The sequence below is a fragment of the Aliihoeflea sp. genome, assembly GCF_052435475.1.
GTDB lineage: Bacteria > Pseudomonadota > Alphaproteobacteria > Rhizobiales > Rhizobiaceae > Aliihoeflea.
The window spans coordinates 25,153-47,888 of record NZ_JBQVMV010000012.1 but is presented as its reverse complement, the minus strand read 5'-3'; the positions used below and the strand labels follow the sequence as shown (position 1 = coordinate 47,888).

Here is a 22,736-nt window from a genome sequence, read left to right as displayed (position 1 = left end):
GATCAGCTCTGCGGTTCGAGCAGGCGGTGCAGATGCACGATGAAGTAGCGCATCTGGGCGTTGTCCACGGTTTCCTGCGCCTTGGCTCGCCATGCGGCCTCGGCGGATTTGTAGTCGGGGAAGATTCCGACGACATCAAGGCTCGCCAGATCCTTGAACTGCACGCCCTTGAGCGAGGTGAGTTCGCCGCCGAACACGAGATGCAGGAGTTGTTGGTTGGAGCTTTCTTCAGCCATCGGACAATCGCTTTTGCTATTCATGAAACGGGTTCGAGCGCGCGAAGCACCCGGCGGGCAATGCTTAGATCAGTTCGCGGATTTTTGGAACCTACCAGCCAGCCACTACCAGCCTTGCGACCAGTCCGGATCGCGCGCCTCTTCGATCATCGCGGTCAAAAGCGCGCCGGAACCTGCGACGAGCGTGCCGTGGCGCGGGCTGGTTCCGGCATAAAGCGGCGCGAGGCCCTGCGGCGTCAGCACCTCGCCGCCGGCGCGGCGCAGGATCAGGTCGGCCGCCGCCAGGTCCCAGTCATGCGCGTTCGGCTTGACGAAGGTGGCGTCGATCTCGCCGTCCGCGACCATCGCGATGCGGTAGGCGAGCGAGGGAATGTAGGGCACCTTCACCGTCTGGCCGATGCCGGGCAGAAGCGTCTTCGTCATCGTTTTCGGGCCGGCGACGATCGGCACGTCGCCCGCCACGCGCACCTTGATCGCGTCGCCGTCCCGCAGCGCCGGGCCGCCGCGCGTCGCCTCGAAAATCTGCTCCTTCACCGGCGCGTCGAGAACGCCGGCGATGGGACGCCCATCCTCGACGATCGCGATCGAAACGCACCACATGTCGAGGCCGTTGATGAAACCGCGCGTGCCGTCGATCGGGTCGACGACGAAGGTGCGCCGCGCGGAAAGCCGCGACGTGTCGGCCACCGTCTCTTCCGACAGCCAGCCATAATCCGGTCGCGCAGCCAGAAGTTCGGCCTTCAGGAAGCGATCGACGGCGATGTCGGCTTCGGTAACCGGCGACTGGCCGGTCTTCATCCACACGTCCGGCGTCTTGCCGAAATAGCGCATGGCGATGCGCCCCGCCTCGCGCGCGGCCTCGCGGATCAGCGCCAGTTCGGCGTGGTCGTCATTCGCCAGCAAGCGTCATTCCTTCGATCAGCAGCGTCGGGGCGGCGGTGCCGAAATTGCGGTCGACGTCGTTCGCCGGCACCATGCCCAGAAACATCGTCTTCAAATTCGAGGCGATGGTCACTTCGGAGACCGGGTGGGTCAATTCGCCATTCTCGATCCAGAAGCCCGAGGCGCCGCGGCTGTATTCGCCGGTCACCATGTTGACGCCCTGGCCGAAAACCTCGGTGACGTAGAAGCCGCGCTTCAGCCCGGAGATCATGTCCTGCGGCGACGCCGTTCCCGGCTCGATGGCGAAATTGGTCGAGGCCGGATTGACCGAAGTGCCCGCCCGCGAGCCGCGGCCATTCGTCGTCAGCCCAAGTTCGCGCGCGGCCGAAGTCGACAGGAGCCAGTGCTTGAGCACGCCGTCCTCGACCATGGTCAGCACCTCGCCTTCGATCCCCTCGCCATCAAAGGGCCGCGAGGAGGGTCCGCGCACGCGCAGCGGGTTATCGGTCACGGTGATAACGGCGGAGGCGACCCTTTCGCCCATCCTGTCGCGCAGGAAGCTCGTCTTGCGCGCCACGGACGCGCCGTTGATCGCGCCGGCCAGATGCCCTGCAATGCCCCGCGCGACGCGCGGATCGAAGATCACGTCGACCGGGCCGGTCTTCGCCTTGCGTGCTCCCAGCCGCCGCACCGTCCGCTCGCCCGCCCGCCGGCCGATCGCTTCCGGTGCGTCGAGGTCGGCGAAATGCAGCCGCGAGGAAAAGTCGTAGTCGCGCTCCATGCCGGTGCCCTCGCCGGCGATCACGCTCACCGAGCGGCCGAAGCGCGTCGCCATGTACTGGCCGAGAAATCCATCCGAGGTCGCCAGCACCAGCCCGCCCATGCCTGCGCTCGCCGAGGCGCCACCGGAGTTCGTGACGCCCGTCACCGCGCGCGCCGCATCCTCCATCGCAAGCGCATCCTCGCGCATGCGCGCCGCGTCGATCTCGGTTCCGTCGAACAGGTCGAGGTCGCGGATCGTGCGCGCCAGCCGGTCCTTGTCGGCAAGGCCCTGCACCGGGTCTTCCGGCGACACTTTCGCCATCGCCACCGCGCGGCTCGCCAATTCGTCCGCATTCGCGCCGGCCGCCGCCGAGACGCTCGCCACGCGCCGGCCGATGAAGACGCGCAGTGCGATGTCGTCGCTTTCGGCCGCTTCCGTCCCCTCGACCTTGCCGAGCCGCACCGTCACGTCGGCGGAGCGCGAGCGCACCGCCACCGCATCGGCCGCGTCGGCGCCGGCGCGCTTCGCCGCCTCGACCAGCGATGCAACGAGGTCTTGCAGCCTGGCGGTCTCGATCTGGCTCATGGAAATGTCCTGATTGGTCGAATGCAGTGGCGGGCGGCATTGGCGGGCAACGTATCCGCCCCATCTATTGTTCGCGCCCGACATGTGCAATGGCTGAGCCGCGTTCGGGCGCCTTGCCGTGCCCACCCGCAGCAGACGAAAACATGCAAGGACAATCGACGTGACGCCTTTCCACCTCGCCTTCCCGGTCCGCGATCTCGAACAGACGCGGGCTTTCTATGCCGACGTGCTCGGCTGCGCCATTGGCCGCTCTTCCGACACCTGGGTCGATTTCGACCTTTTCGGCCATCAGATGTCGGCGCATCTGCGCCCCGGCGTCCAGGAGGCCGCGCGCGACGGCCAGGTCGGCGGCATCGTCGTGCCGATCCCGCATTTCGGCGTCGTCCTCGAAATGGCCGACTGGACCGCGCTCGCCGAACGTCTCGAAGCGCGCGATGACGTCGAATGGATCGAAAAGCCGCAGGTTCGCTTCAAGGGCGAGCCGGGCGAGCAGGCGACGCTCTTCATCTGCGATCCGTCCGGCAACGCGCTCGAATTCAAGGGCTTCAAGTCGATGGACAAGGTCTTCGCCCATTGACCGACACGCCGGCTGACGCCCCTGTCCCCGACGCGCCACCACCGCGCGAACAGGGCAAGTTCGTCACCGGCTCCACCATGCGCCATGTCGTGACGATGACGGCGACCGGCTCCATCGGGCTGATCGCCGTCTTCTTCGTCGACGCGCTCAATCTCTTCTACATCTCGATGCTCGGCGTGCAGGAACTCGCCGCCGCCATCGGCTTCGCCTCGACGCTGATGTTCTTCACCATCTCGGTGGCGATCGGCTTCACCATCGCGACCTCGGCCGTCGTGTCGCGCGCGCTCGGGCGCGGCGACCGCGAGGAGGCCGCGCGCATGGGCGGCGCGTCGGTCCTCTACATGGCCGCGACCACCATCCTGATTGCCGCTTGCATGTGGCCCTTCCTGCACGATCTCGTCGGCCTTCTGGGGGCGCGCGGGCAGACGCAGGAACTGGCGACGCGCTTCCTGCAGATCGTCATCCCCTCCATGCCCATGGTCGCCGTCGGCATGGCGACGACCGGCATCATGCGCGGTGTAGGCGATGCGCGCCGCGCCATGTATGTCACGCTCGCCGGCGGCATCGCGGCCGCCATCCTCGATCCGATCTTCATCTTCGGCTTCGGGCTCGGCCTCGACGGCGCGGCGATCTCGACCGTCATCTCGCGGGCCCTTCTGCTGGCCGTCGGCCTCTACGGCGCGCACAAGGTCCACCGGTTGATGAAGATGCCGGACCTTTCGGGCTTCAAGGCGGCGCTGCGCCCCTTCTTCGGCATCGGCGTGCCGGCCGTCCTCACCCAGCTCGCAACGCCGGTCGGCAATGCCTACGTCACCGTCGAAATGGCGGCGTTCGGCGATGAGGCGGTAGCCGGCTGGGCGATCGTCGGCCGCATTCTGCCGGTCGCCTTCGGCGTCATCTTCGCGCTTTCCGGTGCGATCGGCCCGATCCTCGGCCAGAATTACGGCGCGCGGCGCTACGACCGGCTGAACGATGCGCTGCGCGACGCGCTGCTCTTCACCCTGCTCTACGTCCTGGCCGTCTGGGCGCTGCTCGCCATCTTCGCCGGCCCGATCGCCGGCCTTTTCGGTGCGACGGGCGAGGCGCGCGCGCTGGTCGTCTTCTTCTGCACGATCGCGGCGGGGTCGTTCCTCTTCAACGGCGCGCTCTTCGTCGCCAACGCCGCCTTCAACAATCTGGGCTACGCCACCTATTCGACCGTCCTCAACTGGGGCCGCTCGACGCTCGGCGTCATCCCGTTCGTCTGGCTCGGCGCGCAATATTTCGGCGCCAAGGGCGTCATCGCCGGCTGGGCGCTCGGCGCCGTCTTCTTCGGCATCGCCGCCGTCATCATCGCCTTCCGCACCGTCCGCGGCATCGGCCCGCGCATGATGGCCGGCGAAGTCCTGCCCGACGCGCCACCGGCCGCGAACTCGGCCTTTTCGACAGGCAAGGCGTCGACGTTGCAGTAGGGTTTCTTGGCACGACGCGCGTCATTCCGGCCGAAGTCCGAGCGCAGCGAGGCGAGAGCCGGAACCCATTCCGTGACCTTTGATCTCACGGAATGGCTCCCGGGATACGCGCATGTCGCTCCGCGCCACGCACGTTCGGGATGACCCTCGTCCTGCTACTTCCCTTCCCGCGCCTCCACCGCCGAATCGATCGACCGCTTCAGCTCATCCCGGATCGATTCCGTCGCCGCCATCACCAGCTCCATCTTCATGAAGTCCAGCACCCGGAACTCCGAAACCGGCGGGCGGATGAGGATTTGCGGCTGGCAGCGGGTCAAGTTGAGGGCGATGATCGACTGCATCATGATCTGGCTGGTGCCGAACAGGAGGTCGATCGAATCCGGCCCCTTCGGCGTCTCCTTCGTCGGATAGCCGACGACGTCGACCGCGATGACGATATCGGCGGCGTCCTGGACGAGATCGAACGGCACCGGATCGTAGAAGCCGCCGTCGATCAGCAATTTTCCCTCGCGCCGCACCGGCCGGAAGACGGCCGGCAGAGCCGCCGAGGCGGCGAGCGCGGAGCGCAGGTCGCCCGTGTCGAGCACGGCGAGGTCGTGGGCGAAGAAGTCGGTCCCGGTCACCTTGAGGGGGATCTGCAACTGCTCGAACGTGTCGGGAATCTCGCCCGGCAGGAAGGATCGCAGGATGCGCTCGAGGTTGAACTGGCCGAACCTGATGCCACCTTCCAGCATCTCGGCGAGCGATTGCGGGCGCGAGCGCCACAGCCGGCTCGCCACTTCGGCGCGCTTGCCGAGCACGGCCCGGGCATAGTCGCGGATGTCGGTTCCCGTCATTCCCGCCGCCATGCCCGCGCCCATGATCGCCCCGATCGAGGAGCCCGAAATCATGGTCGGTCGGATGCCGAGTTCGTCCAGCGTTTCGATGACGTGGATATGCGCCAGCCCGCGCGCACCACCGCCGCCGAGCGCCAGTGCGAATGTCGGCCCGCTGGTGGCGGCGGGCCGGGCATTTTCGCTTTCGATCAGGGTCGGAACGGGCGCATCCATGGCATTTCTCAGTTCGACGTGTCGGTGTCTTCCTCGCCGGCCGCCGCGCCGTTGCCGGTGTCGGTTTCCTTTGCCTGCGGCCCGATCACCAGCAGCGACGGCTCGGCGGTGAGCAAGCGTTGCGCCGATGCCCTTACCTGGTCAAGCGTTACCGATTCGATCTCGTCGACGCGCGTTTCGATATAGTCCATGCCCAGATCGTCGCGCTGCAGTTCCAGAAGCGTGCGCGCGATCGAGGCGGAGGAGTCCAGATTGTTGATCGCATAGGCGCCGACCACGTAGGTCTTGGCCTTGGCCAGTTCCTCTTCCGTCGGCCCCTCCTCGATGAACTTCGCCACCTGGTCCTTGATCACGTCGAGCGCCTGCGTGACCTGGTCGGCGCGCGTCGAGGTCGAGATGGCAAGCGCGTTCGAGTATTCGCGGCCCTGCAGCCACGAGCCGATGCCGTAGGTCAGGCCGCGCACCTCGCGCACCTCGTTGAAGAGGCGCGAGGAGAACGTGCCGCCGCCGAGGATATGGTTCATCAGATAGGCGGCGAAGAATTCCGGGTCGTCGCGCTCGATGCCCGGATAGACGAGCTGAAGCGTGCTTTGCGGCAAGGCGAATTCGTAGAGCACTTCCTCGCCGAGTTTCGGCTCGACGCGGGCGATGTCCTTCAATTGCGCCTCGTCGGGCAGACCGCCGAAAATGCGGTCGAGATCGGCCTTCAGCGTTTCAGCATCGATGGCGCCGACGACGGCGACATGCAGGTTCGACTTCGCCAGGAGATCGCCATGCGCGGCGCGCAGGTCGTCCGGCGTCACGGTGGTGATCGTCTCTTCGGTCCCTTCGCGCTCCTGCGCATAGGGATGGTCGCCGTAGAGCATGCGCGAGAACTCGCGCATGCCCTGACGCTGCGGATCGCGGGAATTGGCGCGGATGCCGGTCAGGATCTGCTGGCGCATCCGCTCGACCGGGTTCTCGTCGAAGCGCGGCTCGTTGACCGCCAGCGCCAGAAGGTCGAGCGCCTCGTCCTTGTTGTCGGACAGGAGCCGCATCGAGCCATAGAGCGCGTCCGTCGATGCCTCGAACGACATCTCGGCGCCGGCATTGTCGAGCGCTTCCTGGAATGCGTTCGATTCCAGGTCACCTGCGCCCTCGTCGAACAGCGCGCTCATCAAATTGACGAGCCCGCCCTTGCCGTCCGGGTCCTGGATCGAGCCGCCCTCGAAGGCGAAATTGATGGCGATCATCGGGATCGTGTAATCCTCGACGAGCCAGGCCGTGACGCCTGAATCCGAGCGCACTTCCTGGATGTCGACGGCGGCCGAGGCGGGCCAGGCGATGGTCAGCGCCAGCGCGGTCGCGCCAACGGCCTTTGCCAGCGCCGTGGTGAAAGTCGATGCCTTGAACGGGAAGCTCACGAGCGGCCCTCCTCTTGCGGCAGAAGATAGCCCGTCACCGAGCGGTTCTGGTCGAGATAACGCGCGGCGGCGGCCTTGATAGCATCGGCCTCGACGGCGCGGATGCGCTCGGGCCATGCCTCGACATCGGCGACGGTCGAGCCCGTCGTCAGTGCCGAACCGTAAAGGTTCGCCATGCCGGACTGGTCGTCGCGCGCGAAGATGATCGAGCGCAGATAGCGGTTCTTCGCCGCTTCCAGCTCGTCGGCGGTGATGCCCTCGTCGGCGATCTTACGAATTTCCGCATCCGCGGCCGCTTCGACATCTTCGAGCGTCGCCTCGCCGCGCGGCGCGCCATAGACGCCAAAAATCGTCGCGTCGAGCGCGGTGCCGCGGAAATATGCACCAGCCGACGATGCGATGCCCTGCTCCACGACCAGCGACTGATAGAGCCGCGAGCGGATGCCGCCGCCGAGAATTTCGGCCAGGAGATCGAGCGCCTCGGCTTCGCCCTCCTCGGCCGTGGTATAGGACGGCACCACCCAGGATTTCGAATAGCCCGGCACCGTCACGCGCTCGTCGCGATAGGTCACCGTGCGCGCGGTGCGCTGCGCCGGCTCCTCGGTGCGCGTGCGTGCGCCCAGTTCCGGGTTGGACGGGATGGCGCCGTAATATTCGGTCGCAAGCTCGCGCACCTCCTCGACATCGACATCGCCGGCGACGACCAGCACCGCATTGTTCGGCGCGTAGTAACGCTGGTAGAACTCTAGTGCGTCGGCGCGGTTCAGCTTCTCGATCTCGTGCATCCAGCCGATGATCGGAACGCCGTAGCCGTGGTTCTGGTAAAGCGTGGCGTTGACCGATTCGCCGAGAATGGAATTGGGCTGCGTCTCGATGCGCGAATTGCGCTCCTCGATCACCACCTGCCGCTCGGGATCGACGACGGCGTCCGTGAGCACGAGGCCGGTCATCCGGTCCGCCTCGAATTCCATCATCGTCTCCAGATGCTCGGGCGCGATCTGCTGGAAATAGGCCGTGTAGTCGTAGGAGGTGAACGCGTTCTCGCGCCCGCCGACCTCGGCGATGCGAGCCGAGAACTCGCCCTGCGGATGCTCGTCCGTGCCCTTGAACATCAGATGTTCGAGGAAATGCGCGATGCCCGACTTGCCCGGCTCCTCATCTGCCGAGCCGACCTTGAACCACAGCATATGCGTGACGACAGGCGCGCGGCGATCGGGGATCACCACCACTTCGAGGCCATTGTCGAGCGTGAAGTCGGCGATCTGGTTTTCGGCCGGCGTAGCGCTCGCGTCCTGCGCGGACGCTGCACCCGACAGGAGCGCGAGACCGATCGCCGTTCCTGCCAGACCTCTCGCCATTGCGGCGGGCATCAGATGCATTCGCTTGTCCTCGGTTTGATGTGCGTTGGACGACAGATAGCGCGTTCGCCACGGACGAAGAACCGGCGCGCCGATTAAATCTTCGTCATGTCTGGAGACCGAGAGAGGCCGAAATCAGGCAGCGAGGCAAAAGGCGATGGTCGTGTCGCCATAGTCGCGCCGCTCGTCGAGCGTGAAACCGGCCGGCGGCTGGAAGGGCGTTGCGGCCGCTTCCTCGACGAGGCAGAGCGCGCCGGGCTTCAGCCAGCCGCCGTCTCGTGCCGCGACAAGCGCCAGTTCGCCAAGACCCTTGCCATAGGGCGGATCGGCAAAAACGAGGTCGAAGGGCTGGAGCGTTCCCGCCTCGCCGAGCTTCGTCGCGTCGCGGCGAAATATCTTGGTCCGGCCCGAAAGGCCGAACGCCTCGACATTGGTACGGATCAATCCGCGCCCCTCCGCCGATTCCTCGATGAAGACGCCATAGGACGCGCCGCGCGACAGGGCTTCGAGCCCAAGCGCCCCGGTGCCGGCAAAAAGATCGAGCACGCGCGCACCGTCGAGATGGTCGCCGTAGCGATGCGCGATGACGTTGAAGACCGCTTCGCGCGCGCGGTCGCTCGTCGGGCGGGTCGCGTTCGTCTTGGGTGTCGCCAGAGGTCGGCCGCGAAACGCGCCGCCGACGATCCTCATCGGTCGCGATCTCCGCGATTGCCGCCCGGACGCCCGCTGGGCCTGTTGCCGCCGGGCCGATCATCACGACGCGGGCCCTTCGGACCCTCGGCGCCCTGCGGCCGGGGCTTGCCGGCATAGCGCTTGCCCTCGGTCTCCTCGGCGCGGCGCGCGGCCTTCTTCGGCCCCACCGCCTTGGCGCCCGGCGCCATCCACACATTGGCGGTGCGCGAGCGCTGCGGCTCGGCCTTCTTCTCGAAGCCGGCCTTGCCGCCGCCCTTCGAATCCGCACCCTTGCCGCCGGCGCCCTTGAAGCCTGCGCCCTTCGGGCCGCCGCGCCCGCCTGGCTTCGAGGTCTGCAAGCGCCCCAGCGCATCCTCGCGCCGTTCGTCCTTGTCGCGCTTGCGCGGCGCGGGCTTGCGCGCATCCTCTTCGCTGACGCGCTGCGCCACCGGCTGGTTGGAGAATTCCTTGATCACCGGCGCGTCGAAATCGGCTCCCGATTCGGCGATCAGCTTGTCGCCGAGCTGGTCGCGCAAATGGCGTCCGCGCAGTTCCTGGATTTCGCCCTCGGCGAGTTCGCCAAGCTGGAACGGCCCGTAGGAGACGCGGATCAGGCGCGTGACCTCGAGGCCGAGCGCGCCCATCACGTTCTTGACCTCGCGGTTCTTGCCCTCGCGCAGGCCAACCGAAATCCAGGCATTGGTGCCCTGCTCGCGCTCCAGCACCGCCTCGATCGCGCCGTAGAAGACGCCGTCGACCGCGATGCCGTCCTTCAACGCCTCAAGCTTTTCCGGCTCGACCTTGCCGTGGACGCGCACGCGATAGCGGCGCAGCCAGCCCGTCGCCGGCAGTTCCAGCGTGCGCGCAAGGCCGCCATCGTTGGTCAGGAGCAGAAGCCCCTCGGTGTTGATGTCGAGACGGCCGACGGTCAGCAGGCGCGGCAGGCCCTTCGGCAGAACGTCGAAAACGGTCTGTCGGCCTTCCGGGTCCTTGTTGGTCGTCACCACGCCAGACGGTTTGTGGAATAGGAAGAGCCGCGTGCGCTCGATCGCCGGGATCGGCTCGCCATCGACCTCGATCCGGTCCTTTCCGGTGACATTCAGCGCCGGGCTGTCGAGCAACTTGCCGTTCACCGACACGCGGCCGGCGGCGATCATGTCCTCGGCATCGCGGCGCGAGGCGACGCCCGCGCGCGCCAACCGCTTGGCGATCCGCTCCTCGCCACGCGCGGCTTCGGCCACATTGTCGGCTTGCGGGCGACGGTCGTCATCGCGCTTCTGAAAGGGCTTGCGGTCGCCGTCGCGCTTCTGGAAGGGTTTGCGGTCCCCGTCCTCGCGACGCGCAAACGGCTTCTTCTCGCCATCGCGCGCGGCATAGGGCTTGCGGTCCCCGTCGCGTTTCTGGAAAGGCTTGCTATCGCCATCCTCGCGCTTCACGTAGGGTTTGCGATCTCCATCCTCGCGGCGCACGAACGGCTTGTTCTCGCCATCTCGCGCCGCATACGGTTTGCGGTCTCCGTCGCGTTTCTGGAACGGCTTGCGATCGCCGTCCTCGCGCTTGGCAAAGGGCTTCTTTTCGCCGTCGAAGCGACGCTTCGGCCGATCCTCGCCGGAGCCCGCGCCTTCGCGGTTGACGAACGGCTTGCCGCGCGCGCCCTGCGGACGCTCGCTGCGCTCACCGTCGCGTGCCGCGTATGGCTTGCGGTTGCCCGTGCGGTCGCCGGAGCGGCCCTTGTTCTTATTGTCGTCGGTCATTGTGGCCTTTGCCTTTCAGCGCGGGTAACTATCAGAGCGTTTTCAGCTCTGCGAGTGAAATGTCTCAGAATCAGTCCCAATCGGCGCGGCCGGACTTCATGGCGCTGGCCTTCGGCGAGGCCGAGGCCGCCGCCACGCGCGGCGAAGTGCCGGTCGGCGCCGTCATCGTCCGTGACGGCGAGGTCGTGGCACGCGCCGGCAACCGCACCCGCGAGCTCAACGATCCGACCGCCCATGCCGAGATGCTCGCCATCCGCGAAGCCTGCGCCGCGCTCGGCCAGGAACGCCTTACCGGGCTCGATCTCTACGTCACGCTGGAGCCATGCGCCATGTGCGCAGCGGCGATTTCCTTCGCGCGCATCCGGCGGCTCTATTTCGGCGCGGAAGACGAAAAAGGCGGCGCCGTCGTCAACGGGCCGCGCTTTTATTCCTCACCCACCTGTCACCACGCGCCCGAAACCTATTCGGGCTTTTCGGAACAGAAATCCGCAACGCTGCTGCGCGCCTTTTTCAGGTCGCAGCGCAATTAGCCGATTAAAGGCCTGGGATCATGTCGCGCCAGGTCACCTTGCCCTGCGCCTGCCGGGCAGCGCGTTCCTTGCGCCATTCGTCTTCGCCCACATCGCCGACGGGTGCGGTCTGCGCCGGCTGGCGATACTGCGTCGGCGGCTCGGACAGGAAGCGCCGCTGGTTCGGATCGCGGGACTGCGACTGGGCGAGCCGGCGGTTGAACTCCTCACGCTGGTTGACGCGATCGACGTCGTTCATCGCGATGCCCTTCGAACTGTCCCAGTCTGTCGTGCCACCGGCCATCCGCGCTCCGCGCAGGCCGGAACTGTACGAATTGTCGTCCTGGTTGAGCGTCGCCTCCTCGCGAACGCGGGCAAGCCGCGCCTCGGGCGATTCCGGCCATGCCTGGCCGCTCGCCGCGCTCTGCTGCGGCTGGGGCAGGACCGCCGTCGAAGCCGGGCGCACGAGATCGCCGCGCGGCTGGTAGTTGATCGGCTCGCGCTGTTCGGGCGCCAGCGAAAGGATGCCGGTGACGTCCTCGAGAAGCTGCTGGTCCGAAGGTGTGCCGGTGCCATAGGTCGGCCCCATGCAGCCGGCCAGCGTCAAGGCGGAAGCAAGGGCCAGTCCGGCCGGCAGCATCCGGTTCGCCGTCAGTCTTGCATTGCTCATCATACCCTCTTCCGTCGTGGCTGCAGCCCCAGCGCGCCTTCGCCCGCAAACGCGGCGACAACAAGGCGTCCAATCTCGGGGTGCCTGTATCGCATGACCCGCCTGCCCGCGCAACGGCAGCCAGGCCCTTGCCAACACACTTCGCCGTCACCAGCGCAACCGCTTGTTGCAGGAACGGAATGCGGTCTACATTCAAATCGTTGGGGGCAAAAGCAGCAGCGCCGCGCCAGCCGGCGCGACCGGGAGGATGAGCCGACCCGGCCGTGGCAACGGCTTTGCTTTCAACACGGAGTGACGCGATGTGGTTCTTGCCGCTGAGTGTCAGCTTTAGAATGAATAAAACCCGGAGGGGCTGGTCACTGCACCTCCGGGTCAATCTCATTATCTAAGGCGAAACGGAGGCCCGGTTACCGCCGGGTCTCCACTCCAGAACCGAATATAGCGCCGCAGCGCCCAGCCATCAAGCCAGCCGGCGAGCAAGCGTAATTCCCGTCCTTGCGGTTCGAAAATCTACGTCTAAAATCAACTCGTTGGGGGCAGAAGCAGCAGCGTCGAGCCAGCCGGCGCGACCGGGAGGATGAGCCAACCCGGCCGTGGCAACGGCTTTGCCTTCAGCGTGGAGGTTTACGATGATACCAATCGTCGTGACCTTGGAGATACGAAAAACCCGGACGGGCTGGCGTTTGCGCGTCCGGGTCATCTTCGTATAGCCAAGAAACGGAGGCCCGGTTGCAGCCGGGTCTTCACTCCAAAACCGAATATAGCGCCACTGCGCCCTGCCATCAACCCAGACGACCGAGCCGGCGCAACTCCTGAAGCGCCGCCGCATCGCGTGCGGATACGTCAGGGAAGTCGGCGTCCTGCCCGACATCGTCGGTGAAGCGCCAGGAGCGCGCGCATTTCTCGCCCGACGCACGATTGAACACGACGCCGACGCCCTTGACGTCGTCCAGTATGAACGCGCCATCCGGCGCCGTGCCCTCGACGATCTCGATGCCGCTGGTGATCGAGATTTCGGCCATGTCGCGATCTGCGATCGCCGCCAGCAAATCCGCATCGGCGACGTAGACGACCGGTGCCGCCTCGAGCGAGGAACCGATCGTCTTGTTCTTGCGCTCGATTTCCAGCGCGCCAGTGACGACGCGGCGGACCTGACGAACCTTGCGCCACTTCTCCGCCAGCGCCGCATCGCGCCACTCGGCTGGCACCGCGTCGAACTGCGCAAGATGCACCGACACCGCATTCGGATAGCGCTCCAGCCAGGCTTCCTCGCAGGTAAACGGCAGCATCGGCGCGAGCCATTTCACCAGATTGTCGAACAACTTGCGCACCACCACGATCGCCGCCTTGCGCCGCGTGCTCGAGGGCGCGTCGCAATAGAGCGTGTCTTTGCGGATGTCGAAGTAGAAGGCCGACAGCTCGACGACCATGAAGTCGATCAGCGCGCGGGTGACGCGCTTGAAGTCGAACGCGTCGTAGCCCTTGCGCACCACCTCGTCGAGTTCGGCAATCCGGTGCAGCATCAGCCGCTCGAGTTCGGGCATATCGGCGAACGCGACCTCCTCGCCCTCGTCATGGGCGAGCGTGCCGAGCATCCAGCGGATCGTGTTCCGCAGCTTGCGGTAGGCGTCGATATTGGTCTGCAGCACGTTCTTGCCGAGCCGCTGGTCTTCCCAATAATCGGTCGTCATGACCCACAGGCGCAGAATATCGGCACCGGACTTGCCCATCACGTCCTGCGGCGTGACGGTATTGCCCAATGATTTCGACATCTTGCGGCCGTCTTCGTCCATGGTGAATCCATGGGTGACGACGGTGTCGTAGGGCGCACGACCACGCGTTCCGCAGCTTTCCAGAAGCGAGGAATGGAACCAGCCGCGATGCTGGTCGGAGCCTTCCAGATAGACGTCGGCCGGCCATTTCAGGTCCGGGCGATCCTCCAGCGTGAAGGTATGGGTCGAGCCGGAATCGAACCAGACGTCGAGAATGTCGGTGACCATCGTCCACGGCTCATTCGCCTTGGCCCCAAGGAAGCGCTCGCGCGCTCCGGCCGCGAACCAGGCATCGGCGCCCTCGGCCTCGAATGCGTCGAGGATGCGCTTGTTGACGTCCTCGTCGATCAGCACCTCGCCATTCTCGTCGGCAAAGACGCAGATCGGCACGCCCCAGGCACGCTGACGGGACAGCACCCAGTCAGGCCGGTCTTCGATCATAGCGCGCAGGCGCGTCTGGCCGGCGGCAGGCACGAAACGAGTGTCGTCGATGGCCTTCAGCGCGCGCGAGCGAAGTGTGGTGCCGTCGCCCAGTTCCATGTCCATATGGACGAACCATTGCGGCGTGTTGCGGAAGATCACCGGCTTCTTCGACCGCCAGGAATGCGGATAGGAGTGCTTCAGCCGCCCGCGCGCAAACAGCGCGTTCGCACCGATCAACGCCTCGATGACGGCCTTGTTGGCGTCGCCCTTTTTGCCGTTGTCGTCGATGACGCGCGCCGCACCACCCTCGCGATCAGGCCCGAAGCCCGGCGCGTCCTTGGTAAAGAAGCCGGCGTCGTCGACGGTGAAGGGGATTTTCGTCGGGATGCCCCGCGCTTCCAGATCGCGCGCGCCATCCATCCACGCGTCAAAATCCTCGCGGCCATGGCCCGGCGCGGTGTGAACGAAGCCTGTGCCCGCGTCATCGGTGACGTGATCGCCTGCGAGCATCGGCACGACGAAGTCATAGCCGCCACCGAGGCCTTTGAGCGGATGCGACAACGTCAGAGGAAACATTTCCTCAGGTGCCAAAGCGCGAAGTCGTTTGAAAGCCAACTTAGCTTTGGAAAATGACTCTTCGGCGAGCGCATCGGCAAAAATGAGCTTCTCGCCCGGCCTTGGTCCGAAATCGTTTTCGGCAGAAATAACCTCGTAAAGGCCGTAAGCAATACGCGGCGAATAGGCGACTGCCCGATTTCCAGGAATTGTCCAGGGCGTTGTTGTCCAGATAACGACATGGGCATTCATAAGGTCTCGGATCGCCCGATCATCGGGATCGTGATGTGCTGAGCGAACCGGAAACTTCACCCAAACCGTGTCGCTCTCGTAATCCTGATACTCGACCTCGGCCTCCGCCAGCGCGGTGCGCTCGACCACGCTCCACATCACCGGCTTCGATCCGCGATAAAGCTGGCCCGAGCTTGCGAACTTCAAGAGTTCCCCGGCGATCCGCGCCTCGGCGTGGAAATTCATCGTCGTGTAGGGATTGTCGAAATCGCCCTCGACGCCGAGGCGCTTGAACTCCTCGGCCTGCACGTCGATCCATTTCTGCGCGAATTCGCGGCACTCGCGGCGGAAGTCGTTGACCGGCACCTGATCCTTGTCGAGCCCCTTGGCGCGATATTGCTCCTCGATCTTCCACTCGATCGGCAGGCCGTGGCAATCCCAGCCCGGCACGTAGTTGGAATCGTAGCCGCGCATCTGGAACGAGCGCGTGATGACGTCCTTCAGGATCTTGTTCAGCGCATGACCGATATGGATGTTGCCGTTTGCATAGGGTGGGCCGTCATGCAGCACGAAGAGCGGACGGCCCTCGGCCTCCTTCCGCAGCTTCTTGTAGAGCCCCATCTCCTGCCACCGCGCCACGATCTGCGGCTCCTTCTCGGGCAGGCCCGCGCGCATCGGAAACTCCGTCTGCGGCAGGTAAAGCGTCTTCGAATAGTCGATCTTCTCGGCAGCGTCGGTCATCGTCATGGCCCTGTGGCGAACGGCAAGGTTCGCGCGTCAATCAATGTCGGTAAGGGGAGCGCGCGCGAAGAGGGCGGCGCGGCAAACGGCAGCAACCCGGACCGTCCGGCAGCCATCAGGCCACCCGGACAGCCGGGCCAATAATTCGTATCGTCCGCGCGATCATGGTCGGCAAGTCAGACATCGGGCGCTTTTAGCGGAGGCGCGGACGGGAATAAAGGGGTTTCCTGTGGTTGATGATGGGAGCCTGAATGTGTATACTTAGATCAGAATATACACATGGAGCGCGACATGCGAACCAATATCGAACTCGACGACGAATTGATGAAGCAGGCCATGGAAGCCACTGGCCTCACCACCAAGAAGGCGACCGTCGAAGAAGCCTTGCGTCAGATCGTCTTGAATCATGGCCGACGACAGGCACTCAAGGACCTCAAGGGCCTCGGGTGGGAAGGCGACCTCGATGCGATGCGCGAAGGCTGGACGCATGGCGGTCGATGATCGTCGTCGATAGCTCCGTCTGGATCGGGCAACTACGCAACCAATCCACCGAAGCGGTGAACAGGCTCGACAAGATCGACGATGCAGGTTCCATCATCGTCGGCGACCTGGTTCTGTTCGAAGTGCTCCAAGGCGCACGTGACGATGGTCATGCCCAGCGTATCGAACGAAATCTGCGTCGTTTCCAGTTTACGACCATGCTCGACGACCGCACAGCCTCACTCGCTGCCGCCAACTATCGTCATCTGCGAGGCCTTGGAGTCACAGTTCGCCGATCGGTCGACGTCCTGATTGCGACCTACTGCATCCAGAACGGACACCAGTTGCTCCATCAGGATCGCGACTTTCGCCCCTTTGCCGAACATCTCGGCCTGCAACTCGCCCTATAGCGAAAAATCGAAGCGATACGTCGCCGACACGCCGATCATGAACTGGTTCTCGTCGCCGCGCTCGCGCACGAGGCTCGAATCGGCCGCCGGACCAACCAACCGGGAATACTCACCGAAGAGGCTCGTTTCGACCTTGTCCGTCACGTCCCACTTGATCGCGGCGCCGACGCCGACCGAGCGGAACCCGCCTTCGGGCGTGTAGGGGGCGAGGCCCGAGGCCAGAGACTCGGTTGCCGAGACGCCGTAATAGGCGTCGAAATAGTCGCTCGAGGCCATCGAGACGCGTGGGCCGGCCGAAATCTGGACGGTGGGCGAGAGGTTCATGAAGGCGTCGGCGGAAAGGTCCGCGACCAGGCCGTCATGCGCGCGGATGCCGTGGCGCACTTCGCCGCGCACGCGCAGCCAGTCGGTCGGATAAACTTCCGCGAAACCGCCCAGTTCCACTCCGAAGCGGATCGGGTCGAGGCCGACGAGATCGTCCGAATCGCCGCCATCGCGCTCGAAGACGAGCTTGCCGGTCGGGCCGGCGCGGAAGGTGCCGGTGTCGATCAGGCCTATGGAGATGTTGTCGTTGCGCGAGGAAAAGCGCCGCTCGGTGCCCTGACGGCCGAACGAGACGATGGGCTGCGCGACGAAGCGATACTTGTCGTCGCCTTCATATTCGGGAATCGACAGCGCGGCGACGCCGAGCGTCAGGCTCCAGTCGCCGGAAAACCAGCCCGGCTGCGCGAGCGACGGCGTCGCCAGCATGGTCGAGAAGCAAAGAACGGCACCGGCAACTGCAAATTTCGACATTCTCATCTCCTCGACACACGCGTCACGCGCACAATCGCCCATGCCCGCTACGAAGCACCTTCTCAAGTAAACAAATGTTTAGAGCGCGGCGAAGTGGAGCGCGGCGTCGAGTTCACCCACGGGCTGTGCCTTTTCCATCACGGCGCGCGCCTCCGCCTCGTCGCGCTTCATCTGCGCGGTCAGCGCGTCGAGCCCGTCGAACTTCTCCTCGCCGCGCAACCGGGCGAAGAAGCCGACCTGGCAAGTCTCGCCGTAAAGATCGCCGGAAAAATCGAACAGAAACGTCTCGAGCAGCGGCGCGCCGTTCTCGGCAACGGTCGGCCGCCGGCCGAAGCTCGCAACGCCATCATGGAGCGCGCCGTCTGCACGCTTCATTCGCACCGCGTAGATGCCGTGGGCCAGATGCACATCCGGCGAAAGCACCATGTTCGCGGTCGGGTAGCCGAGCGTGCGGCCGAGCTTCTCGCCGCCGACGACTTCCGCCTCCACCGCGAAGCGGTAGCCGAGCAGCCCGGCCGCCTCCGCCACCTCGCCCTCGGCCAGCAATTCGCGGATGCGGCTCGACGAGACGATCTCCGCCCCCTCGTCGCGAAAGGCGTCGACCAGCGTCACGCCGAAGCCGTGGCGTCCGCCCGCCTCCATCAGGTATGCAGGACCGCCGCCTCGGTTCTTGCCGAAATGAAAGTCGAAGCCGGTCACCGCATGGGCGATGCCGAGCCGTCCCACGAGGATCGTCGCGACGAATTCTTCGGCGGACAACTCCGCCAAATCCCTGTCGAAACGCTGCTCGACCATGCCGTCGAAGCCGCAGGCTGCCAGAAGGCGCGCCTTCATCGCCGACGAGGTCAGGCGAAAGAGAGGGATGTCGGGACGGAAGAGCGTGCGTGGATGCGGGTCAAAGGTCAGCACCAGCGCCGGCGCGCCAAGCCGCCGCGCTTCCTCCTGCGCCCGGTCGAGCACCGCGCGGTGGCCGCGATGGACACCGTCGAAATTGCCGATCGCGACGACGGCGCCGCGCAGGCGTTCAGGCAGCGCATCGCTTCCGCAGATATGGGCGAAATCGCCGGGCATGGAGCCTAGGGTCACCTAACGAAGTCGTGGGATAGAAGCCACCGGCGCATAGCCGTGGCTGTCGAGGAAGGTCGCGAGGCGCGCCACATCCGGGGCGCCATCGGCATCGTATTCGCGGGCGTGGATGCCGGCGGTGACGAACAATATGTCGATGTCGTTCGACACCGCACCCTTGACGTCGGTCATCACGCCGTCGCCGATCGCCAGCACGTCGCGCGGCTTGACCTGCCGGCCGAGCGCCTGCGCGGCGAGGATCAGCGCTGCGACGTAGATCGGCTGGTGCGGCTTGCCGGCGACGAAGGAGCGGCCGCCAAGCTGCGCGTAGTCGCGGGCGAGCGCGCCGGCGCACCAGACCAGCTTGTCGCCGCGCTCCACCACGATGTCGGGATTGGCGCAGATGAAAGGCAGGTCGCGCGAGCGGAAACGGCGCAGCATTTCCGCATAATCCTCGGGCGTTTCGCTCTCGTCGTCGAACATGCCGGTGCACACGACGCCGGAAGCCTCCTGCTCCTCGACCAGTTCGACGTCGAGCCCGTCATAGAGCGACAGGTCGCGGTCGAGGCCGAGATGGAAGATGCGGCGCGGGCCTTCAGCGATCAGATCGCGCGTCACGTCGCCGGAGGTCACCAGATAGTCCCAGCAGTCGCGCGGCACGCCGATCGCGGCGAGCTGGTCTTCCACGTCGTCGCGAACGCGCGGCGAATTGGTGATGAGGATGACGATCTTGCCCTTCTGGCGCGCGCGCTTCAGTGCCGCGCAGGCATCCGGAAAGGGGTCGACGCCATTGTGGACCACGCCCCAGACATCGCTCAAAATGACGGAATAGCCGTCGGCGAGGTCGTCCAGCGTGTCGATCAGATTGGGCATTTCAGGCTCGTCAGCGCGATTGGAGATGGTCCCGCATCTAGCGGAACGCCGCCCTCGAGTCATCCGCTTTCATGTCGCCTCGATGCCGTAACGTGTCACGATCTCGGGCTGGATCAGCTTTGCGTGGACCGCGAGCAGCAGAAGCTGCGCGTCCATCCCCTCGCCCGCTTCCAGCGCCTTTTCCACCCGCGCCTCGATCGCCTTCAGCCGTTCGCCGCCATGCACGGCCTCGAACGCGTTGGCGCCCATCACCGAATAGCCGAACATTTCCGCGACGGCCGGATAGGCTTCGGGCATCTCGTCGATGCCGTGGTCCTTCATCAGATTGACGATGGTCATCTTGACGCCCTCGGGCACCAGCGCGGGATGCAGGTCGACGCCGCGCAGCGCCGCGTCGAGCTGGCGCAGGTCGGACGAGCGGCCGAACATTCCGAAAAAGCCGAAGGAGGATCGTCTTCGCGTTGCCAGCTTCTTGACTCCCGTTTGCGGCGGGCCTATCTCACCGGCCAGTTGGCACTCACCTGATGGGAGTGCTAACGAAGTCCGGTTCTCCGGACGGAGGGAACCCCTACCATCATCCGTATCGAGGATCAAAGTCACATGACACAGTCGACGTTCCGCCCGCTCCACGACCGCGTGGTTGTCCGCCGGGTCGATTCCGAGGAAAAGACCAAGGGCGGCATCATCATCCCGGACACCGCCAAGGAAAAGCCGCAGGAAGGCGAAGTCATCGCCGTCGGCTCGGGCGCCCGTGACGAAGCCGGCAAACTCGTTCCGCTGGACGTCAAGCATGGCGACCGCGTGCTGTTCGGCAAGTGGTCCGGCACCGAAGTCAAGCTCAACGGCGAAGACCTTCTGATCATGAAGGAAGCCGACATCATGGGCATCATCGGCTGATAGCCGGTCCCGTCCAACCATCCACTCATTCAAAGGGCTCTTGAGCCCGGGAGCAAAGACAAATGGCTTCAAAAGAAGTTAAGTTCGGCCGCGACGCCCGCGAGCGCATGCTGCGCGGCGTCGATATTCTCGCCAATGCGGTGAAGGTCACGCTCGGCCCCAAGGGCCGCAACGTCGTCATCGACAAGTCGTTCGGCGCACCGCGCATCACCAAGGACGGCGTCACCGTCGCCAAGGAGATCGAGCTCGAGGACAAGTTCGAGAACATGGGCGCCCAGATGGTGCGCGAAGTGGCCTCGAAGACCAACGACATCGCCGGCGACGGCACCACGACCGCGACCGTTCTCGCCCAGTCGATCGTCCAGGAAGGCGCCAAGGCAGTTGCCGCCGGCATGAACCCGATGGACCTGAAGCGCGGCATCGATCTGGCCGTTTCGGAAGTCGTCAAGAACCTCGTTTCGTCGGCCGCCAAGATCAACACCTCGGCTGAAGTCGCCCAGGTCGGCACCATCTCCGCCAATGGCGAGAAGGAAATCGGCGAGATGATCGCCGAGGCCATGCAGAAGGTCGGCAACGAAGGCGTCATCACCGTCGAGGAAGCCAAGACCGCCGAGACCGAACTCGAAGTCGTCGAAGGCATGCAGTTCGACCGCGGCTACCTGTCGCCCTACTTCGTGACCAACCCGGAAAAGATGGTCGCCGAGCTCGAGGACGCCTACATCCTCCTGCACGAGAAGAAGCTGTCGAACCTACAGGCGCTGCTGCCGGTCCTTGAAGCCGTCGTCCAGTCGTCCAAGCCCCTCGTCATCATCTCGGAAGACGTCGAAGGCGAGGCGCTCGCCACGCTCGTCGTCAACAAGCTGCGCGGTGGCCTCAAGATCGCTGCCGTCAAGGCTCCCGGCTTCGGTGACCGTCGCAAGGCCATGCTCGAGGACATCGCCGTCCTCACCGGCGGCCAGGTGATCTCGGAAGACCTCGGCATCAAGCTCGAGAATGTCGGCCTCGACATGCTCGGCCGCGCCAAGAAGGTGTCCATCACCAAGGAAAACACGACGATCGTCGACGGTGCCGGCCAGAAGTCGGAAATCGAAGGCCGCGTCGCGCAGATCAAGGCGCAGATCGAAGAGACCTCTTCGGACTACGACCGCGAGAAGCTGCAGGAGCGTCTTGCCAAGCTGGCCGGCGGCGTCGCCGTCATCCGCGTCGGTGGCTCGACGGAAGTCGAAGTCAAGGAGAAGAAGGACCGCGTCGACGACGCCCTCAACGCGACCCGCGCGGCCGTTGAAGAAGGCATCGTTCCCGGCGGCGGCACCGCCCTCCTGCGCGCTTCCAAGCTGATCACCGCCAAGGGCGAGAACGCCGATCAGGAAGCCGGCATCAACATCGTGCGCCGCGCACTGCAGGCTCCGGCCCGCCAGATCGCGACCAACGCTGGTGCGGAAGCCTCGATCGTTGCAGGCAAGATCTTCGACAACGGTTCGGAGACCTACGGCTACAACGCCCAGACCGGCGAATATGGCGACATGATCCAGATGGGCATCGTCGACCCGGTCAAGGTCGTGCGCACCGCTCTGCAGGACGCAGCCTCGGTTGCCGGCCTTCTCGTGACCACCGAGGCGATGATCGCCGAGGCTCCGAAGAAGGAATCGGCCGGCGGCATGCCGGGCGGAATGCCCGGTGGCATGGGCGGCATGGGCGGCATGGACTTCTAGGAGGTCCTCCTCCCTACTTGATTGGAAAGGGCGTCCCTCGGGGCGCCCTTTTCGCATTTGTGATCGCGCATTCCTGCAACCAAAGGTCACAACCGGCGTTCCTCTCGCGCCCGACAATTCGTCGGTGTTTCCAAGGAGATGACGATGGTGAACAAGGATCAGGTCAAGGGCGCCGCCAAGCAGACCACGGGCGCCGTGAAGGAAGCCGCCGGCAAGGCGACGGGCTCGACGAAGACCGAGATGAAGGGCAAGGCCGAGAAGACCGCCGGCAAGGTCCAGAAGGAAGTCGGCAACGCGCGCGAACGCGCAAAGTAAGACGCCTCCGCATTCGAATTGACGGGCGCCCCCGCGGCGCCCTTTTTCGAGCCCTCTTGCCAGTCATGCCCCGGCGGGGCACCAAGCGGCATGACCGCATCCCTTCTCCCCGCATGACCGGCGAACTCGCCGCCCTTTGGGCGCTCGCCGTCTCGGCCTTCACCTCCGCCACGCTCCTGCCCGGCACGTCGGAGGCCGTGCTCGCCGGCCTGCACGCCGCCCGCGCCGCCGATCCGCTCGCCCTCCTCGCCGTCGCCAGCCTCGCCAACACGCTCGGCTCCTGCATCAACTGGCTCCTCGGCCGCCTCGTCACCCGGTTCCGCGACCGTCGCTGGTTCCCGGCTTCCCCATCCCAGATCGCGCGCGCCGAAGGTTGGTATGCGCGCTATGGCCTCTGGTCGCTGTTCCTGTCCTGGGTCCCGATCATCGGCGATCCGCTGACCGTCGTCGCCGGCATATTGCGCGTCCCCTTGCTCGTCTTCCTCGTCATCGTCGGCCTCGCCAAGACCGCACGCTACGCCTTCGTCCTCGGCCTCGCCTCGCTTCTTTGAACTCCGC

23 protein-coding genes are annotated in these 22,736 nt (G+C 65.4%); 9 read left to right on the top strand and 14 right to left on the bottom strand.

The genetic code is table 11. The features are described 5' to 3' along the window. Positions 1-2: 2 nt before the first annotated feature. The 3 genes from ACT6QU_RS13740 to ACT6QU_RS13730 form a co-directional block, all read right to left on the bottom strand. Positions 3-236, bottom strand: coding sequence for a DUF4170 domain-containing protein (locus tag ACT6QU_RS13740; protein ID WP_024589001.1), 234 nt, complete (start codon positions 234-236; stop codon positions 3-5). Between the two features lie 105 nt (positions 237-341). Next, positions 342-1,139 carry a 3'(2'),5'-bisphosphate nucleotidase CysQ gene (locus tag ACT6QU_RS13735; protein ID WP_444564908.1) on the bottom strand — a complete coding sequence of 266 codons (798 nt, stop codon included), beginning with the start codon at positions 1,137-1,139 and terminating at the stop codon, positions 342-344. Further along, complete coding sequence (locus ACT6QU_RS13730; protein WP_444564907.1) at positions 1,126-2,466, bottom strand: TldD/PmbA family protein; 1,341 nt, start codon at positions 2,464-2,466, stop codon at positions 1,126-1,128. The genes ACT6QU_RS13735 and ACT6QU_RS13730 overlap by 14 nt, the downstream gene beginning before the upstream one ends. Before the next feature lie 160 nt (positions 2,467-2,626). Here ACT6QU_RS13730 and ACT6QU_RS13725 point away from each other — a divergent pair, with 160 nt between their 5' ends. Together ACT6QU_RS13725 and ACT6QU_RS13720 are read left to right on the top strand one after the other, a co-directional pair. After that, positions 2,627-3,043 (top strand): VOC family protein, encoded by a 417-nt coding sequence (locus ACT6QU_RS13725; RefSeq protein ID WP_444564906.1) that lies wholly within the window; start codon positions 2,627-2,629, stop codon positions 3,041-3,043. Next, entirely contained in the window at positions 3,040-4,494 is a 1,455-nt protein-coding gene (locus ACT6QU_RS13720) for an MATE family efflux transporter (RefSeq protein ID WP_444564905.1), read from the top strand. The genes ACT6QU_RS13725 and ACT6QU_RS13720 overlap by 4 nt, the downstream gene beginning before the upstream one ends. Positions 4,495-4,649: 155 nt before the next feature. On the opposite strand, the gene ACT6QU_RS13715 is transcribed toward ACT6QU_RS13720, so the two are convergent. From ACT6QU_RS13715 to ACT6QU_RS13695, 5 genes are all read right to left on the bottom strand, one after another. Beyond that, a complete protein-coding gene (locus ACT6QU_RS13715) occupies positions 4,650-5,543 on the bottom strand; it encodes a patatin-like phospholipase family protein (RefSeq protein ID WP_444564904.1) in 894 nt (297 codons plus the stop codon). Between the two features lie 8 nt (positions 5,544-5,551). Continuing rightward, positions 5,552-6,946 carry a M16 family metallopeptidase gene (locus ACT6QU_RS13710; RefSeq protein WP_444564903.1) on the bottom strand — a complete coding sequence of 465 codons (1,395 nt, stop codon included), beginning with the start codon at positions 6,944-6,946 and terminating at the stop codon, positions 5,552-5,554. Continuing rightward, entirely contained in the window at positions 6,943-8,325 is a 1,383-nt protein-coding gene (locus tag ACT6QU_RS13705; RefSeq protein ID WP_444564902.1) for a M16 family metallopeptidase, read from the bottom strand. Before ACT6QU_RS13705 ends, ACT6QU_RS13710 begins: the two co-directional genes overlap by 4 nt. A gap of 114 nt (positions 8,326-8,439) precedes the next feature. Next, positions 8,440-8,994 (bottom strand): 16S rRNA (guanine(966)-N(2))-methyltransferase RsmD, encoded by a 555-nt coding sequence (gene rsmD, locus ACT6QU_RS13700; RefSeq protein WP_444564901.1) that lies wholly within the window; start codon positions 8,992-8,994, stop codon positions 8,440-8,442. Next, a complete protein-coding gene (locus ACT6QU_RS13695; RefSeq protein WP_444564900.1) occupies positions 8,991-10,730 on the bottom strand; it encodes a pseudouridine synthase in 1,740 nt (579 codons plus the stop codon). Before ACT6QU_RS13695 ends, rsmD begins: the two co-directional genes overlap by 4 nt. Positions 10,731-10,789: 59 nt before the next feature. Between ACT6QU_RS13695 and ACT6QU_RS13690 the strand changes: the two genes are divergently transcribed. Next, a complete protein-coding gene (locus ACT6QU_RS13690; RefSeq protein ID WP_444564899.1) occupies positions 10,790-11,260 on the top strand; it encodes a nucleoside deaminase in 471 nt (156 codons plus the stop codon). 4 nt (positions 11,261-11,264) lie between these two features. On the opposite strand, the gene ACT6QU_RS13685 is transcribed toward ACT6QU_RS13690, so the two are convergent. Both ACT6QU_RS13685 and ileS read right to left on the bottom strand, forming a co-directional pair. Next, entirely contained in the window at positions 11,265-11,909 is a 645-nt protein-coding gene (locus tag ACT6QU_RS13685) for a hypothetical protein (protein WP_444564898.1), read from the bottom strand. A gap of 782 nt (positions 11,910-12,691) precedes the next feature. Continuing rightward, a complete protein-coding gene (gene ileS / locus ACT6QU_RS13680; protein WP_444564950.1) occupies positions 12,692-15,631 on the bottom strand; it encodes an isoleucine--tRNA ligase in 2,940 nt (979 codons plus the stop codon). A 291-nt stretch (positions 15,632-15,922) separates the two neighbouring features. Between ileS and ACT6QU_RS13675 the strand changes: the two genes are divergently transcribed. Continuing rightward, a complete protein-coding gene (locus ACT6QU_RS13675) occupies positions 15,923-16,132 on the top strand; it encodes a type II toxin-antitoxin system VapB family antitoxin (protein WP_444564897.1) in 210 nt (69 codons plus the stop codon). Continuing rightward, positions 16,129-16,521 (top strand): type II toxin-antitoxin system VapC family toxin, encoded by a 393-nt coding sequence (vapC, locus tag ACT6QU_RS13670; RefSeq protein WP_444564896.1) that lies wholly within the window; start codon positions 16,129-16,131, stop codon positions 16,519-16,521. Before ACT6QU_RS13675 ends, vapC begins: the two co-directional genes overlap by 4 nt. Here vapC and ACT6QU_RS13665 read toward each other — a convergent pair. The 4 genes from ACT6QU_RS13665 to ACT6QU_RS13650 form a co-directional block, all read right to left on the bottom strand. Then, the gene (locus ACT6QU_RS13665) at positions 16,516-17,316 is read right to left on the bottom strand and encodes a MipA/OmpV family protein (RefSeq protein WP_444564895.1); all 801 of its coding nucleotides are present in this window, start codon (positions 17,314-17,316) and stop codon (positions 16,516-16,518) included. The two genes, vapC and ACT6QU_RS13665, sit on opposite strands and share 6 nt — an antisense overlap. 78 nt (positions 17,317-17,394) lie before the next feature. Next, the gene (locus ACT6QU_RS13660) at positions 17,395-18,387 is read right to left on the bottom strand and encodes a bifunctional riboflavin kinase/FAD synthetase (RefSeq protein WP_444564949.1); all 993 of its coding nucleotides are present in this window, start codon (positions 18,385-18,387) and stop codon (positions 17,395-17,397) included. Positions 18,388-18,402: 15 nt separating this feature from the next. Further along, on the bottom strand, positions 18,403-19,254 hold the full coding sequence (locus tag ACT6QU_RS13655; RefSeq protein ID WP_444564894.1) for a TIGR01459 family HAD-type hydrolase: 852 nt from the start codon (positions 19,252-19,254) through the stop codon (positions 18,403-18,405). Positions 19,255-19,323: 69 nt separating this feature from the next. Next, positions 19,324-19,683 (bottom strand): hypothetical protein, encoded by a 360-nt coding sequence (locus ACT6QU_RS13650; RefSeq protein WP_444564893.1) that lies wholly within the window; start codon positions 19,681-19,683, stop codon positions 19,324-19,326. A 171-nt stretch (positions 19,684-19,854) separates the two neighbouring features. Here ACT6QU_RS13650 and groES point away from each other — a divergent pair, with 171 nt between their 5' ends. The 4 genes from groES to ACT6QU_RS13630 all read left to right on the top strand — a co-directional run bounded on the left by groES (position 19,855) and on the right by ACT6QU_RS13630 (position 22,729). Further along, the gene (gene groES / locus ACT6QU_RS13645) at positions 19,855-20,151 is read left to right on the top strand and encodes a co-chaperone GroES (RefSeq protein ID WP_444564892.1); all 297 of its coding nucleotides are present in this window, start codon (positions 19,855-19,857) and stop codon (positions 20,149-20,151) included. Positions 20,152-20,213: 62 nt separating this feature from the next. Then, complete coding sequence (gene groL, locus ACT6QU_RS13640; RefSeq protein ID WP_444564891.1) at positions 20,214-21,863, top strand: chaperonin GroEL; 1,650 nt, start codon at positions 20,214-20,216, stop codon at positions 21,861-21,863. A 144-nt stretch (positions 21,864-22,007) separates the two neighbouring features. Further along, positions 22,008-22,178, top strand: coding sequence for a CsbD family protein (locus tag ACT6QU_RS13635; RefSeq protein WP_444564890.1), 171 nt, complete (start codon positions 22,008-22,010; stop codon positions 22,176-22,178). 113 nt (positions 22,179-22,291) lie between these two features. Next, complete coding sequence (locus tag ACT6QU_RS13630) at positions 22,292-22,729, top strand: YqaA family protein (protein WP_444564889.1); 438 nt, start codon at positions 22,292-22,294, stop codon at positions 22,727-22,729. Positions 22,730-22,736 lie beyond the last annotated feature (7 nt).